The following is a 14,989-nucleotide window of genomic DNA, read 5'->3' as shown; positions in this document are numbered from 1 at the left end:
TATCAGGATTTATAGTTAAAAACAAACGAACGTTAGGGAAGGAAGTTAGAGAGTTTAGGAGTTAGATAGTTCAGGAGTTTTAAATTCAGGATTACACCTCGTAGCATGCGCAGCTCCTGCGAGTGCCTGTGCCACAACTGATTAATTATTCTGGGGATCATAAGCCACTAGGATTCATTAACTTCTCAATTCTTAAACTTCTAAACTCTCTAAGCTTCTAAACTAATTTTGTCCTTTAAAAAGGTAAACTATAAACCAACTATGTATTTTACTATAACCTTCTCTATTTTTTAAACCTTTTCAGGTTTTCCCTATCTTTAGATACGAACAACTAATCAACTATAAACTAACTAACCTATTTAACCCAGGATGAAGAAATTTTTATACCTGGCTGTATGCTGTAGTTTCGGGTTTATGCAAGCCCAGGCACAGCAAGCAGCAAAAAAACCTTTAACCCACGACGTGTACGACAGTTGGAAAAACGTGGATGGGGAAAAGATATCTGATAACGGAAAATACGTACTGTTTAATGTGAATCCGCAGGAAGGTGATGGCGACCTCCTGATCCGCGACATGGTAACCAACAAACTTACCAGTTACCCACGCGGCACCAAGGCAGCTTTTACCAACGACAGCCGTTACGCCGTTTTTAATATAAAGCCGGAGTACCAGAAAGTGCGCCAGCTAAAACTTAAAAAGAAGAAAGGCGACGACCTGCCGAAAGATTCCCTGGCTATAGTGCTGCTGGAGAATATGAACGTGGTGAAGATGCCGCGGGTGAAATCTTACCAGCTGCCTAAAAAAGGTAATAACTGGGTAGCATATCACCTGGAAAAAGAGCTCCCGGCTAAAAAGGAAAAGAAAGCCGAGCCGACTGCAGAAGCCAAAAAAGAAGAAGCAAAACCCGCTGTTGCTAAAAAAGCTCTGAAGAAAAATAAAAAGTATAACGGTACTGAACTGGTGCTTCGTAACCTGGAAACCGGTAAAGAGCAGCGCTTTGACAGAGTGATCGACTATACTTTTTCGGAGAAGGGCAACATGCTGTATTTTGTGAAAGATGAGCTGGACTCGTTGCACAAAGCCGGCGTTTATGCCGTAAGCACTGCCGACCTGAAAGTGATGCCTATTGATACGGGTAAAGTTTCTTACAAAAGTATAACACCGGACAAAGCAGGTGAACAACTGGCTTTTGTGGCTACCAACGATACCCTGGAAGCTGAGATCCGCTACTTTGCCCTGCACCACTGGACGAGAAAGGACAATCGCAAAACGAAGCTGGCCGATACGCTAAGTGCCGGCATGCCGAAAGACTGGATGGTAAGCGAGCATGGCAAGCTGAATTTCTCAGAAGATGGCAAGCGCCTGTTCTTTGGCACGTTCCCGCGCCCGACCCGCTACGAAAAAGATACGACCCAACTGGAAGAAGATAAAGTTAGCCTCGACATCTGGACCTACAAAGACCCGCTTATCCAGCCGATGCAGCTAAAGAACAAAGACCGCGACCTGAAGCAGTCGTTCCTGGCCATGTATGAGCTGAAAGGCAAGAAAATGCAGCAGCTGGCTACCCTGGAGATTCCGGATGTGTACCTGGATGCAAACGGCGAAGGTGATGTGGCACTGGGAGTGAGCGACGAAAAGTATAAAATGACCATCGGTTACGATACGCCAACCCGCAAAGATGCTTACCTGATCGACCTGAAAAAAGGAACGCGCAAGCAGGTGCTGAACGAAACACGCGGTTATCCACGCTTATCACCGAAGGGCAACTATGTGTACTGGTACGAACCAACTGACAGCAGCTGGCATACACTGGCTACTAAAAACGGTAAGAACCTGAACCTTACCAAACGCATTGGTCTGCCGTTCTATGACGAATCGAATGACATACCGGCGCTGCCAGGTTCTTATAGTTTAGCAGGATGGGTTGAAAATGACAGCTACCTGCTGGTGTACGATAAATACGACATCTGGAAACTGGACCCGACCGGTAAAAAAGCACCGGTGAACCTGACCGATAGCTATGGCCGAAAGAATAAACTCAGCTTCAGGTATGAGCAGCTTGATGATGAAGAAAAGTTTATTCCTGAAAATGCTACACTGTTCTTAAGCGCTTTCAATAATAAAGATAAGTCCGGTGGTTACTTCCGTGACTATGTGAGTAAAGAGGCACAGCCTGAGCAACTGGTAATGGCTCCGAATAGCTTTACCCGTTTGCGTAAAGCTAAAAATGAGAACCGCTTTACATTCCGCAAAGGCTCGTTCCAGGAGTTCCCGGACCTGTACTCAACTACAACCACTTTTGATAAGCCAACACAGCTGAGCAATGCCAACCCGCAAATGAAAGATTACCTGTGGGGAACGGTGGAACTGGTTAACTGGAAATCGACAGATGGTATTCCGCTGGAAGGTTTGCTGTACAAGCCAGAGAATTTTGATCCGAAGAAGAAGTACCCGATGATCGTTTATTTTTATGAGCGCTCTTCGGATGAACTGCACGCCCATAAAACACCTTCACCAAGTGCATCTACCGTTAATATTTCTTACTACGTGAGCAATGGCTACCTGGTATTTGTGCCGGACATCGTGTATAAAAATGGTTACCCGGGCGAGAGTGCCATGGACTGTATCATACCGGGTGTGCAGAAACTGGCAATGCAGGGCTTTGTTGATGAGAAAAATATGGCCTTGCAAGGGCAGAGCTGGGGAGGTTACCAGATCGCGTACATGGTTACCAAAACCAATTTGTTTAAAGCTGCTATGGCTGGTGCGCCGGTTTCTAACATGACAAGTGCCTATGGTGGTATTCGATGGGGAACAGGCCTGAGCCGCCAGTTCCAGTACGAGAAAACACAGAGCCGCATAGGTGGAACGCTTTGGGAGAAGCCAATGCAGTTTATCGAGAACTCTCCGCTGTTCTTTGCCGACCGTGTAGAAACACCGCTGCTTATCATGCATAACGACCAGGACGGTGCTGTTCCGTGGTACCAGGGTATCGAGTATTTTATGGCACTCCGCAGATTAAACAAGCCCGTTTGGATGCTGGTGTACAACGGAGAAGACCATAACCTGGTGCAGCGTAAAAACCGCAAAGACCTATCTGTTAGAATGTCGCAGTTCTTTGATTATTACCTGAAAGGCAAACCAATGCCGATCTGGATGAAGAAGGGCGTACCGACTATCTTAAAAGGGAAAGACTATGGTTTTGAACTGGAACCAGAGCCACAACCGGAACCGGAGTTAGCCAGTGAGATCAACCAATAAGCTATAGTTTAAAACAAAAGAGGAGCAGATGTAAGTCTGCTCCTCTTTTGTTTTATAGTTAAGGTTAGCCCTATTTCCCCTTATTCATAACTTTTATCTGACCACATGCTACTGGTATAGTTGGATCATAAACACCGTCTACATACATGCCATGCAGCACTATTACGTTGTTTTGTAACGATCTCACCGTTCTGCCTATAGGATACTGATTCATAAAATCTACCATACCTGTTGCATCAGCTACCGGATAGGGGGTGAGAGGCACCAGCACTGGACCATAGAAAGGTATACCTTCCACTAAACTGATCAGGCCATCACCGTTTGTATCTGCAGATGGGGGCGGGCAAACAGCATTTCTGTTGTTCTCAATAAAGCCATGAATATGCTGCATATGCTCCATTTCTGGTGTTAATCCGCCAGCCTCCAGGCTTACGTCAATCTTATCGCCCATTAATTCGATATGTGCCATGCCATTTACACCTGAACCATTCAGTTCCATCAACTCTACAGTGTAGGTTTTGTACAGGTTCATAGAATTGGTTTGATGAGCTGCTTGTGTATTTGCAGCTTGTAGAGTTGCATCCGGAGTTGCCTCATCAGATTCGCAGGCGGAAAACAGAAACAGTGAAACTACAGCGGTAAGGACGGTAGTTCTTGGTAACAAATTTTTCATAATTTTTTGTTTTTAGTTTAGAATATACCCTTAAGAACAAGAAGGTAATTCTATAGTTATCGATGGAACACCGGGTATTGCTAATATCTGGTGAAGGGAAAGTTTTTGTAAGAGAAGGAGTAAAAATGGGAAGGGAAATGCATAAAATACTTAAGCGTAAACAGGTTATACAGGGTAACTTTCTGCTTACAATGCTGCGGGGCGTTATTTAAATGCAGGAATAATTATAAACTGTAAGAGTAGTTTTACTAAAGCTGGAAATGTTATGTGTGACGAAATGAAACGGACTGGATTTGAAGGAGAAACTAGGCTGATTTATTGTACTTCAGTACAAATAGCTCTTTTTTAAACACGTATTGCAACCCTAAACTATAAAGGAAAGCATTACTCTTCAGAGTACCCGTCCATACTGTTTAATGGCTGGTTTGTTTTCATGAACTGGCCTGTACCGAAAGCTACTTCTTTGCCTTGCTCATTGTATAACGTGGCCTCAGCTACAAAAAGATTTTTCCCAATCGTTCTGACTTTACCGACAGCTTTTATGGTTCCTCCGGTTACCGGGCGCACCAGGTTCAGCTGAAAAGAAGAGGTAACTATAAACACATCCTGAACTATAGAAGCAATAGCAAAATAGGCGGCATCATCCAGTAACTTAAAATACAGGGCGCCATGCATGGCATTGGCTCCGTGGTTATACTTGGCCTGCACCGGCAAGGTTATCTCCGCTGTCCGGTGCTGCACGTTTATCTGGCTGCCATCTATAAACTGCTGTATGTTGGCACGGTGGTATAATTTCTCGAGTAGGCGGTAGTGGGTAGCAGCATCCATAGTTTATAGTTTGAGAACACAAGTATACGAATAGCAACTATAGTTTAGCCTCTTGTTTAATGTAAACTATAGTTAAGAGATCTAAAAACAGAAAAGCACTGACTTTACGCCAGTGCTTTTCTGCATTCCATGTTTAACTTAATCTATTTTAAGCGAGCGCATTCTGAGATGCCACCCTTGCTAAAACACTTGTAGTAGAAATGCCAGCTTTTTCCATTTTTTGCACTGCCTGTTCCTGTATCAGGTCTTTTAACTGATCGAGGCAGGAATCGAAACCAGTGTGGTCGCCCATTCTGAAAACGTTGTCCTGTTCCACTTCCAGCCAGGTGGCAATATCGGCGTGGTTGTGTTGCAGGCGTACTTCCAGTTTATCTAAGGCGTTGGCTACTTTCGCTTCGTAGGTAGCTTTGGCTTCAAACTCGTGCCATAGTTCAAAAATGTGCTGCCCTATACCGTTTCCCAGTTTAGTACGCAGGTTTTCTATCGCCTGCAATTCTTTCTGCTGTTTTAAAGCTCTTGCCTCTTCAGTCATCAACTGAAAAGCCGGAATATCACCCGCTTCAATCTCAACCAGATCATGCACCAGGATCATCTTCAGCATTCTGGCGGTGTCCACTTCCTCATCCAGGTAAGGTTCCAGTAAAACTGCCATCAACGCCATGCGCCAGGTATGTTCTGCCACACTTTCCTGTCGTCCATCGGTAAGCCAGCTATGGCGCATTTCGCACTTCAGCCGCTCAGCCAGCGTAATTACTTCCAAAATACTCTTAAGTTCCTTTTTCATATCAGGTTTGGCAGAAAATGATCAGATGCAGTTTTAGCCCAGAATGATGAGCGCACACGTAAACTTAAAAGGAAGAGTCTTAAACAGCCTAATTGGTTGCAAGACGACAGCAAAAAACTGAAAAAAACTTTCAGCAACTATAAGTTATTGTTCAATAGCTACTTCTGACTGCCGTAGTTCCTTTACACGTTCCTCAAACATTAACAGGTCTTTACCCTCGCCAAGTATAGCCACTTTGCCAAAAAGCTCCAGCAGATGATCTTCGTGTCTAGTTTTCTTACCAATCTTCACATCTATATAGCTAAAGCGCATCCAGGCCACCGATTTAATTTTGCCGGTTTTCTTATCCAGCATCAGAGCTTCCATCATAATGTCGGTATCGGTAAACCAGCGCAGGCACGTACGTATGGTTACTTTTTCCATCAGTTTGGCCTCGCGCAGGTACGCCATCTGGTTCGAGGTTACTACCCATGCTTTACCTGCTGCCTGCATGTGGCGGTAAATATCCAGGTTATAGTTCTCCCGGAGCTGATCTTCGCGGGCGTTCAGAAAGTAATCGGTGTAGCGGCCGTTGTTCAGGTGGCCAAACGGATCGCAGTCTTCAAAACGAATAAGTGAAGCGCTTTCCGGGTACTTTGGTAGTGATGTCTCGTTCATAGTTGATAAATTTAAAAAAGACCGTTTGGTTTATTTATGATCAAAAAAAATTAGCTTTTAATTTCGGCTATCATCTTATGCAGCTGCTTTAAAACCGTATTCAGATAAAGCGGATTACCATACGCCTTGGAAACCATAACGCCACCCTCTATCATGCTGATAAAAAGTATGGCAAACTGCTCCGGATTAGCTGAGGCCTTTAACTCACCATTTTGTATTCCCTGCTGCACTATGTATTCGAGGGAGCGGTGCATTTTATTGAGCACTTTTACCACGCTGGCACGCAACAGGGGTTGGTATCGTCGGCTTCTACAGATGTGTTTAATACAGGGCAACCACCGGTAATAGGCGGAGAAATAAGATACTTTTTGTAAAAGTCCAGCAACGCTTCTAGTTTAGCTACCGCTGTTTGGTGAGCATTTACAGTTTGCGAAAGCAATTGCAGAATAATACCGGACGCATAGTTGAAAGCTGCGAGCGCAATCTCTTCCTTACTCTCAAAATGACCATAAATGCCACCTTTCGTAAGCCCGGTTGCAGCCATTATATCCTGTAACGAAGTACCGGAATAACCACGCTGGTTAAACAGGTGTGCTGCCTGCTCAATGATATACTGGCGTGTGCGTTCGGCTTTGGTTATAGTTTCCATAGATTATGTTACGACAAAATAAACCAATCGGTTTGTAATCTCAAAGAAGTAAGCTGAATTATTTTTATAGTTGGGGAGGAGAGAAGTGAACTGTGGAAGCTGTTTAGCTTTTACGATTTAAGTGTCAAAGCCCGCCGTTGTTGGTGTTCCACTGAGCCAGCTGCCTTGCTTGTTGGTGAAAACAGACAGCAAGGGCGTATGCTAATGCAAATTGCTGTTTCGGACATCCATGTCCGAAACTTAAAAGAAAGCCCCTACCCCCGTCTGCTGCGGACGTCCACGTCCGCGTAAAAGAAAGGCTTATCTACGGGGACTAGGAAGTCCCCGGCAGAGTGCTTTCGGACTAGGAAGTCCGAAAGAGCATTTGAAAGAGCATTAATTTTATAAAATTAATTTATAGCCTGACGGCTATGGTATTTTACCGACAACTATAGTTTCATTAACAAATGCTCGCTGATGAAAACACACAGCAAGGACATCTGCGCGGCCGTTTTTCAACTATAAAAAGTTAAACTATAGTTATTACCAGTCCGGTTTTCTGTTATCTTTTTCGCTCTTCGCTTTTTTAGGAAGCTGCTGCAGGTACTGCAGTTCCGCATCGCGCATGGCATTAAGCAGCATCTTTGCTTTTTCAGCGCTGATCTTTACCTGTTGCCTCTCTGCCTGGGTCTTGGCGCGGCTGTCATCGGCAGAGGCATTTTCGTTGCTGCCACGCGGGTTCTTTTGATTTGGGTCGAACTGGCTGTTGAGTTGCTGCCCTTCAATATCCCCCTGGTCGTTGCCGGCAGCCTGCTCTTTATCTTTTTGCTTAGACTGATTACTTTGCCCTCCTTGTTTTTGGTCCTGGCCGGCTGGATCTGGCTGTGGCGTTTCTGTTTCCTGTTCCTGATCGCCCTTAGCGTCCGGGTTTTGTTTCGGCTGTGGTTCCAGGTTTTCTTCAGCAGCAGGCGGCAACTGCCCGCTTTCAGGTTGATCCGGTTCCGGGTCCGGTTTGTCCTGTTCGGCTTTTTCCGGGTGCAGTTCCAGGTACTTTTTCAGGAGTTCGTAGTTGTAGCGGGCCGTCTCGTTTTCAGGGTTTGCCACCAGGGAGTTGCGGTACAGCGAGAGGGCCTGCGCGTATTTTTTACTGTTACTGGCAATGTTGCCTAACTGCAGGTGCACCACCGACCTGATATGGCTGGAAGTATGATCGGCCAGCAAACGGTAGTGATATTGTGCATCAGCCCAGAGCCCGGCTTTGAAATAAGCGTGCGCCAGGTTTAAGCGTAGTTGGTCGTCTTTTACCTCCAGGTCTTCCAGCAGGTATTCGTAAGCGGTTATGGCTTCGGCGTAATTCTCCTTTTCGTAAGCTTTAGCAGCGCGCTGCGTATAGTCGTTTATCCTGGAGATGGTTTGTATTCCGGCTCCGGGTATGCTCAGGAAGAGAAGTATCGCCAGCCACATTTTCATATCCGCACGATCTTTATAGTTAAAAGAGCATCCAGCAAAATAAGTAACAACGCCAAAGCTAGTGGATACACGTACTTATTGGCCGTTACATCTATCGTTTTGCTTTCGCGCAGCTCGCCTTCTATATTATTAATAGCGCTCACCAGCCTGCTTATTTCACTTACCCGGTCATTTACCTCAAAGTATTGCCCATTGGTAAGTTCTGCCAGTTTAACAAGCGGCTCCGGGTTCAGTTTTGTAGTAACTATATTGCCGTCGTTGTCGCGCTTATACGTGTTGCCTACCGGTATGCGGCTGCCTTCTGTGGTTCCCACGCCAAGCGCAAATACTCTTATATTCTGCTCGCGAAGCTGTTCGGCCAATTGCTCTACCTGATCTCCAAAATCCTCGCCATCGCTTATCAGTACCAGTACACGGGCTTTTTGCTCAGCCGCAGGACTGTTACCAAGTTGCCCGAACTTTTCGAGGGCCAGTTGCAGTACAGGCTCATAGTTTGTACCGGTGTTTGGCAGCAGGTTTGTATTTAGCGTGCGGGTGTATAGTTGCAGGGCATTCTGATCGTAGGTAAGCGGACTTTGTATATAGGCATCATCCCCGAAGATCATCAATCCCATCCGGTCGGAGTTGAAACGCGTGATCAGGCGCTGAATTTCCTGTTTTGATTTTTCGAGTCGTGTAGGCTGCACGTCGGTAGCATTCATAGAGGCTGAAAGATCCACAGCAATGTACAGGTCCTTGCCTATCGTTCTGATCTCTTTTTTCATGGCGCCGAACGATGGCCCCAGAATAGCTATAACTATCAGGATAAGGTAAAGATGGCGCAGCACAAACTTAACCCAGACCCCATGCGGCCGCTGCCCAAAGAAATGTGCTATGCGACGCACACGCCACAGGTAGCCTGCGTACAGCCCAAAAAAGAGCGCACCGAACAGGATCTCGAGCAGGGTGATGGTCTGGTACCAGGTCATGATTGTGTTAAAAAAGCGGCCCGTTATTATAATTTGCACTAAACTATAGCCACGCCAGTTACAAAGATAAGAATTAACTGCAGCCTGTAACTATGCACTTTTAGCCTCAGAAACGCACTTTTAAAAGTTTTTTGTACCCGGGCCGAAAAAACTTTTGCCAGTAGGATAATGGCAAGCTGATTTAGTATCAATTACTTAAGCCGAAGCTGGGGGAGGAGGCAGGTTAATTTGGCTGAAAAAGGTGTTTAAAATTTGGGAGAGGCTATTGCGCGGTCGTAAAGTTTTTGTAAGTTTGCATACTCTTTAGCAGAAAGAGCCCCGGAGGGGTGGGTGAGTGGCTGAAACCAGCAGTTTGCTAAACTGCCGTACTGGTAACGGTACCGGGGGTTCGAATCCCCCCTCCTCCGCAAGAGAAATATTTTTAAAATTTGTTTGACAGTTTAAAAACTTCTCTTACTTTTGCACCGCGTTCAACAATAACAACACGCAAGTGTTTACCGGAGTTGAAAGCATAGTTCGGGGTGTAGCGTAGCCCGGTATCGCGCCACATTTGGGATGTGGAGGTCGTAGGTTCGAATCCTGCCACCCCGACTTAAAAATTTCGGAAGCAATTCCGAAATTTTTTGTTTAAAGGATACAGTAACTTACTGTAACCATGGTCTCGTAGCTCAGCTGGATAGAGCAACTGCCTTCTAAGCAGTAGGTCTTTGGTTCGAATCCAAACGGGATCACTAAAAAGCCCTGTAAATCATTGATTTACAGGGCTTTTTGCTTTTGCAGTGTTTTTGTAAAGTTTTAACTTAGAGCAGTTCTTTATTAGATTTTAATAAGAATGCCGCTCATATTATATAGGCCACGCCGCTCATTCGGACTTCTTAGTCCGAATGCTATCTGCCCGCGATATCCTTATCCCCGTAGATTATCTTCCCAATTAAGCGGACTAGGAAGTCCGCAGCAGGAAAATTTTCGGACAGGGATGTCCGAAACAGCAACATGAAATTCCTGAAGCTAATCCCGTGATCTCGTATAGTTGAAACCATGTGATGTTCCGTTACCAAACTATAGCTACAACTTATTCTCCGTGTGGCACCGGGCAGATTTCCAGCATTTCTTCCACCTCGGTCATTGTATAACGTTTGTTCTTGTTGCCGAAGTTAGTCTGGATATAGTTTAGCAGGTTAGTTATCTCGTCTTCGCGAAGGGTATGCACGCCCGGCATTTCTTTGTTGTATTCAATGCCATTTACTACCATCGGGCCGTCAGCGCCATTGCGGATAAGGCAGGCTAGTTCGTCGCGGTGGGTTTGTAGGTAATCAGCTTTGGCTATTGGTGGTATAAGGCCACGCAGGCCGGAACCATCCTCCATGTGGCAGCTCTGGCAATGCTGCACGTATAGTTTCTGGCCCTGGTTCTGTTTATCGGTAAAGCATTGTGTAAGCGTTGCAAGCGCCAGTGCACCAAACACACTTACTATAAGTCTACTTTTGTTCATGCTGTTGTTCTTTCAGCAGTATCTCCATATCCTTTATCAGCCTGTCTACATCTTCCTGTTCGGTGCCGTGGTAATGGCCGCGTATGTGGCGGTTCTGGTCTATCAGCATAAAGTCGCCGCTGTGCGCAAAGCCACCTTCTGCCTGGTCATCTTCCTGCACGCCTACAAAATACTGCAGGGCCATGTCGTAAATGCTGTCGCGGTCGCCGGTCACAAAATGCCACTTGTCTGTTTCAACGTTCAGGCGCTCGGCATACTCTTTTAAAACGGCCACGGTATCATGTGCAGGGTCTATGGTATGGGAGAGGAGCACTACGTTCGGGTTATCTTTGTAAGCTTCGTAAATGCGCAGCATCTGGCTCTTCATTTTAGGGCAGATGCTGGGGCAGGTCGTAAAAAAGAAATCTGTCACATAGATCTTTCCCGCTACTGTTTCCTGTGTTACGCGCTGGCTGTCCTGGTCTGTAAAAGCGAAGTCAGGTATCTGGTGATAAACGGTATCAACTATAGTTTTGCCATCCACTACACGCTCTACAGGCTCACGGGAGCCTAGTATAGGTAAGGTTTGGTCTGCTGATTTACTCTGGCAACTATAGGTCAAAGCTGATGCACAAATAAAAGCAGAGGCAACTATAGTTTGCTTCAGGATATAGTTAATTTTTAGGTTCATGTTGCTGGTAAATAGCGCGGGCAGCTTTTATAGTGCTGTCCATGGTGACTTTTACTTTCTCAATTTTCTGTAATTCCTGCTGCAGGTAGTCCATGGCCTGCTGGTGTTTCAGCGTATCAGGTGCTTTATAGTTGCGCATCCAGTTCATCATGTCTTCGTCAGCAGCCTTAAGGCCGGTAACGCTTTGCTGCAGCTTTGTTATAGTTGCAGTGTCGGTTTGCTGTGTTGCTAAAGTATCAGAGAGGGCCTGCAGGTTGCGGCGCATTTTAATAATAGTGCCCATGTTAGCCATTGCAGAATCGTGTACAACCATCACATGGTTCTCGAGTTCAGTTTTCTGTTCCGCCTCGGTTGGCCCCGATTGGCAACCGGCAACTATAGCAAAGGGCAAAGCAAGCAGCAAGATCAGCTTTTTCATGTGTTTCAGAATGAAGCTTTTGAATTACACCACGAAGGTACGGGCAAATACAGGAATGTAAAAATGAAGGCAGCTTTAAATTGGGTTTACCTTACAGAAAGCAGGCAGGTAATGACTAATGAATAATTAGGAATGAGTAATGATGAATGAGTAATGATGAATGAGTAATGAATAGTAAGTAATGAATAGTAAGTAATGTGAATTAGTCATTCATCATTAGTCATTAGTCATTACTCATTAAAAGCCTACCATTTCTTGAACACAAAGAATACGGCGGCAAGGATCAGGATAAAGCCGACGATGTAATTCCACTTTACTTCTTCGCGGAGATAGAAAACAGAAAAGCCGATAAAGACTACCAGCGTTATTACTTCCTGTATTGTTTTAAGCTGAAAAGCAGTGAATTGCCCATGCCCGATGCGGTTGGCCGGCACCTGGAAGCAGTACTCAAAAAAAGCAATGAGCCAGCTGATCAGAATTACTTTCCAGAGCGATACATCCTTATACTTCAAATGGCCATACCAGGCAAAGGTCATAAAGATGTTGGAAATCAGCAGCAGAACTATCGTTTTCATAAGGCAAAAGTATAGCCGCAAATTTGAATAAAATATCTGCAACTGATACCTTCCTGCACCTGATTTTATACTTTAAACTATAGCCTTTGCGTTTATAGTTTAGCGCTAAGATGGAGGTGCTTCCTACAACTATAAAAAAGAATGAATAAACCGGGTGATGAAGTTATGCGGTAACAGATTTACTTCCAGTTCAGAGCTATAGTTTGCTTTAAAATTTCAGCCCGGGTTTAACGATAGATTTTCCTGTTTTTAACATTGCCTGAGGGCAGCCTGTAACTATAGGCTGCCCTTTGTGTTTTATCAGGTAGAAGGCTGTGAAACAGGCACTAAAAGGATCGCTTCTTTGTTGATATATAGTTGTGCTTTACCACTTCAGAACCCTAAACTTTTACCTGTCAGCTACAGGTACTTTTTAGCCGGAGAAAGTATAGCATAATCGAAATAAAAGTGGTAATTTTACCTATTAATCTACCTTATTGACACACATGAGTGAAGTAGAAGCACAAAGAGCAAATAATTATTCAGCAGATAGTATACAGGTACTGGAAGGACTGGAAGCAGTTCGTAAACGTCCGGCCATGTATATCGGTGACATTGGTATAAAAGGCTTACACCACCTGGTTTGGGAAGTAGTAGATAACTCGATCGATGAGGCCCTTGCCGGCCACTGCGATGAGATCAATGTTACCATTAACGAACACAACTCTGTTACGGTATCGGATAACGGCCGTGGTATTCCTACAGATTTTCACCAGAAAGAAGGCCGCTCTGCCCTGGAGGTAGTAATGACGGTACTGCATGCCGGTGGTAAATTCGATAAAGACACTTATAAAGTATCCGGTGGTCTGCATGGCGTGGGTGTATCCTGCGTTAACGCCTTATCAACTGACATGCACGTAACAGTGCACCGTAACGGGAAGATATTTGAGCAGCATTACAACATTGGTGCACCGGCTTACCCGGTTCGCGAGATCGGAACAACTGACAGAACAGGTACAACGGTTACCTTTCAGCCGGATGCTTCCATTTTTACGGTAACCGAGTACAAATACGATACAGTAGCAGGTCGCTTACGCGAACTGGCTTACCTTAACAAAGGCATCCGCATTAACCTGAAGGATATGCGTGAGCTAAACGAGCAGGGCGAGCCTCTGAGCGAATCGTTTTACTCAGAAGGTGGTCTTAAAGAATTTGTGGCTTACCTGGATGAGACCCGCGAAAACCTGATACCGGAGCCTATTTATATTGAAAGTGAGAAGAACGGTGTTCCTGTTGAGATTGCATTACAGTATAACACCTCCTATACCGAGAATATTTTCTCGTATGTAAACAACATCAACACCATTGAAGGTGGTACGCACGTAGGTGGTTTCCGTAGAGCGCTTACCCGTACGCTGAAGGCTTATGCAGATAAGTCTGGCATGCTGGATAAGCTGAAGATAGACATTGCCGGTGACGACTTTAGAGAAGGCTTAACAGCTGTAATCTCAGTAAAAGTGCAGGAGCCGCAGTTTGAAGGACAGACCAAAACCAAATTAGGTAACTCTGATGTGGGTGGCGCTGTGGATACGGCCGTTGGCGAAATGCTGAACCAGTTCCTGGAAGAAAATCCGAAGGAGGCCCGCATTATAGTTCAGAAGGTAATACTTGCCGCACAGGCCCGTAACGCAGCCCGCAAGGCCCGCGAAATGGTACAGCGCAAGAACGTACTTTCGAGCACCAGCTTGCCGGGTAAACTGGCCGACTGCTCAGACAGCGATCCTGAAAACTGCGAAATATACCTGGTAGAGGGTGACTCAGCGGGTGGATCTGCCAAACAGGGCCGTAACCGTAGGTTCCAGGCTATTCTGCCACTTCGTGGTAAGATCCTGAACGTGGAGAAAGCACAGGAGCACCGCATTTACGAGAACGAAGAGATCAAGAACATGATCCAGGCGTTTGGTGTAAGCTTTGGTACCTCTGAGGGCGAGAAAGCCCTTAACATGGAAAGACTTCGCTATCACCGTATCATCATCATGACGGATGCGGACGTGGACGGTTCGCACATCAGAACCCTGATCCTGACGTTCTTCTTCCGTTATATGAAGGAGCTGATAGAGAATGGCTATATCTATATTGCCTTGCCACCGCTTTACCTGGTTAAAAAAGGTAAGGAAGAGCGTTATTGCTGGAGCGAGCAGGATCGTATCGACGCAATTGCAGAGCTTGGTAAAGGTAAAGACGACAGCGTAGGCGTACAGCGTTACAAAGGTCTCGGTGAGATGAACCCGGAACAGCTCTGGACTACAACTATGAACCCGGAAGTGAGAAGCTTAAAGCAGGTAACTATAGAATCTGCTGCACAAGCCGACCACCTGTTCTCGATGCTGATGGGCGACGAAGTTGGCCCTCGCCGCGACTTTATTGAGCGTAACTCGAAGTATGCACGCGTAGACGTGTAAGCTATAGTTAAACTATAAATTTGAAAGCCGGCTGTACTGCAAAGTATAGCCGGCTTTTTTTGTTGCCGAAACTATAAATTTTCAGGCAGGAATGATGTATATTCATAGTTAGTAATGTTAGTTT

Annotated in this window: 12 protein-coding genes, 3 tRNA genes and 1 pseudogene; 5 read left to right on the top strand and 11 right to left on the bottom strand. The window is 45.4% G+C overall.

Translation table 11 applies throughout. From position 1 onward, the window contains the following. Nucleotides 1-369: 369 nt before the first annotated feature. Nucleotides 370-3,261 carry an alpha/beta hydrolase family protein gene (locus tag GSQ66_RS09140; protein ID WP_162427195.1) on the top strand — a complete coding sequence of 964 codons (2,892 nt, stop codon included), beginning with the start codon at nucleotides 370-372 and terminating at the stop codon, nucleotides 3,259-3,261. 70 nt (nucleotides 3,262-3,331) lie between these two features. On the opposite strand, the gene GSQ66_RS09135 is transcribed toward GSQ66_RS09140, so the two are convergent. The 7 genes and pseudogenes from GSQ66_RS09135 to GSQ66_RS09100 form a co-directional block, all read right to left on the bottom strand. Next, complete coding sequence (locus tag GSQ66_RS09135; protein WP_162427194.1) at nucleotides 3,332-3,934, bottom strand: hypothetical protein; 603 nt, start codon at nucleotides 3,932-3,934, stop codon at nucleotides 3,332-3,334. 384 nt (nucleotides 3,935-4,318) lie between these two features. After that, the gene (locus GSQ66_RS09130) at nucleotides 4,319-4,762 is read right to left on the bottom strand and encodes a PaaI family thioesterase (RefSeq protein ID WP_162427193.1); all 444 of its coding nucleotides are present in this window, start codon (nucleotides 4,760-4,762) and stop codon (nucleotides 4,319-4,321) included. A gap of 148 nt (nucleotides 4,763-4,910) precedes the next feature. Beyond that, nucleotides 4,911-5,546 carry an HD domain-containing protein gene (locus tag GSQ66_RS09125; protein WP_162427192.1) on the bottom strand — a complete coding sequence of 212 codons (636 nt, stop codon included), beginning with the start codon at nucleotides 5,544-5,546 and terminating at the stop codon, nucleotides 4,911-4,913. Nucleotides 5,547-5,690: 144 nt separating this feature from the next. Beyond that, a complete protein-coding gene (locus GSQ66_RS09120; RefSeq protein WP_162427191.1) occupies nucleotides 5,691-6,203 on the bottom strand; it encodes an acyl-CoA thioesterase in 513 nt (170 codons plus the stop codon). Nucleotides 6,204-6,253: 50 nt separating this feature from the next. Continuing rightward, nucleotides 6,254-6,852, bottom strand: a pseudogene (locus GSQ66_RS19235) (TetR/AcrR family transcriptional regulator). Nucleotides 6,853-7,374: 522 nt separating this feature from the next. After that, nucleotides 7,375-8,301: an aerotolerance protein gene (locus tag GSQ66_RS09105; protein ID WP_162427188.1), complete on the bottom strand. Its 927-nt coding sequence runs from the start codon at nucleotides 8,299-8,301 to the stop codon at nucleotides 7,375-7,377. Then, complete coding sequence (locus GSQ66_RS09100; protein WP_162427187.1) at nucleotides 8,298-9,269, bottom strand: VWA domain-containing protein; 972 nt, start codon at nucleotides 9,267-9,269, stop codon at nucleotides 8,298-8,300. Before GSQ66_RS09100 ends, GSQ66_RS09105 begins: the two co-directional genes overlap by 4 nt. Nucleotides 9,270-9,589: 320 nt before the next feature. On the opposite strand from GSQ66_RS09100, the gene GSQ66_RS09095 reads away from it, so the two are divergent. From GSQ66_RS09095 to GSQ66_RS09085, 3 genes are all read left to right on the top strand, one after another. Continuing rightward, nucleotides 9,590-9,676 (top strand) — tRNA-Ser (locus GSQ66_RS09095). 110 nt (nucleotides 9,677-9,786) lie between these two features. Continuing rightward, nucleotides 9,787-9,860: transfer RNA gene (locus GSQ66_RS09090), tRNA-Pro, on the top strand. Between the two features lie 66 nt (nucleotides 9,861-9,926). Further along, a tRNA-Arg gene (locus GSQ66_RS09085) sits at nucleotides 9,927-10,000 on the top strand. 341 nt (nucleotides 10,001-10,341) lie between these two features. On the opposite strand, the gene GSQ66_RS09080 is transcribed toward GSQ66_RS09085, so the two are convergent. The 4 genes from GSQ66_RS09080 to GSQ66_RS09065 all read right to left on the bottom strand — a co-directional run bounded on the left by GSQ66_RS09080 (nucleotide 10,342) and on the right by GSQ66_RS09065 (nucleotide 12,424). Continuing rightward, complete coding sequence (locus GSQ66_RS09080; protein ID WP_162427186.1) at nucleotides 10,342-10,761, bottom strand: c-type cytochrome; 420 nt, start codon at nucleotides 10,759-10,761, stop codon at nucleotides 10,342-10,344. Continuing rightward, complete coding sequence (locus tag GSQ66_RS09075; protein ID WP_162427185.1) at nucleotides 10,748-11,431, bottom strand: SCO family protein; 684 nt, start codon at nucleotides 11,429-11,431, stop codon at nucleotides 10,748-10,750. The genes GSQ66_RS09080 and GSQ66_RS09075 overlap by 14 nt, the downstream gene beginning before the upstream one ends. Beyond that, on the bottom strand, nucleotides 11,415-11,849 hold the full coding sequence (locus GSQ66_RS09070) for a hypothetical protein (protein WP_162427184.1): 435 nt from the start codon (nucleotides 11,847-11,849) through the stop codon (nucleotides 11,415-11,417). The genes GSQ66_RS09075 and GSQ66_RS09070 overlap by 17 nt, the downstream gene beginning before the upstream one ends. Nucleotides 11,850-12,094: 245 nt before the next feature. Next, on the bottom strand, nucleotides 12,095-12,424 hold the full coding sequence (locus tag GSQ66_RS09065; RefSeq protein WP_162427183.1) for a DMT family protein: 330 nt from the start codon (nucleotides 12,422-12,424) through the stop codon (nucleotides 12,095-12,097). A 485-nt stretch (nucleotides 12,425-12,909) separates the two neighbouring features. On the opposite strand from GSQ66_RS09065, the gene gyrB reads away from it, so the two are divergent. After that, complete coding sequence (gene gyrB / locus GSQ66_RS09060) at nucleotides 12,910-14,865, top strand: DNA topoisomerase (ATP-hydrolyzing) subunit B (RefSeq protein ID WP_162427182.1); 1,956 nt, start codon at nucleotides 12,910-12,912, stop codon at nucleotides 14,863-14,865. Nucleotides 14,866-14,989: the final 124 nt, after the last annotated feature.

This window comes from Pontibacter pudoricolor (genome assembly GCF_010092985.1).
Lineage (GTDB): Bacteria > Bacteroidota > Bacteroidia > Cytophagales > Hymenobacteraceae > Pontibacter > Pontibacter pudoricolor.
This window is presented reverse-complemented; position numbering and strand designations above follow the sequence as displayed.

Coding starts and splice junctions, on each gene's coding strand:
- GSQ66_RS09065 (WP_162427183.1), bottom strand. CDS start 12,424: ATGAAAACGATAGTTCTGCTGCTGATTTCCAACATCTTTATGACCTTT.
- GSQ66_RS09080 (WP_162427186.1), bottom strand. CDS start 10,761: ATGAACAAAAGTAGACTTATAGTAAGTGTGTTTGGTGCACTGGCGCTT.
- GSQ66_RS09140 (WP_162427195.1), top strand. CDS start 370: ATGAAGAAATTTTTATACCTGGCTGTATGCTGTAGTTTCGGGTTTATG.
- GSQ66_RS09070 (WP_162427184.1), bottom strand. CDS start 11,849: ATGAAAAAGCTGATCTTGCTGCTTGCTTTGCCCTTTGCTATAGTTGCC.
- GSQ66_RS09125 (WP_162427192.1), bottom strand. CDS start 5,546: ATGAAAAAGGAACTTAAGAGTATTTTGGAAGTAATTACGCTGGCTGAG.
- GSQ66_RS09120 (WP_162427191.1), bottom strand. CDS start 6,203: ATGAACGAGACATCACTACCAAAGTACCCGGAAAGCGCTTCACTTATT.
- GSQ66_RS09135 (WP_162427194.1), bottom strand. CDS start 3,934: ATGAAAAATTTGTTACCAAGAACTACCGTCCTTACCGCTGTAGTTTCA.
- GSQ66_RS09075 (WP_162427185.1), bottom strand. CDS start 11,431: ATGAACCTAAAAATTAACTATATCCTGAAGCAAACTATAGTTGCCTCT.
- gyrB (WP_162427182.1), top strand. CDS start 12,910: ATGAGTGAAGTAGAAGCACAAAGAGCAAATAATTATTCAGCAGATAGT.
- GSQ66_RS09130 (WP_162427193.1), bottom strand. CDS start 4,762: ATGGATGCTGCTACCCACTACCGCCTACTCGAGAAATTATACCACCGT.
- GSQ66_RS09105 (WP_162427188.1), bottom strand. CDS start 8,301: ATGAAAATGTGGCTGGCGATACTTCTCTTCCTGAGCATACCCGGAGCC.
- GSQ66_RS09100 (WP_162427187.1), bottom strand. CDS start 9,269: ATGACCTGGTACCAGACCATCACCCTGCTCGAGATCCTGTTCGGTGCG.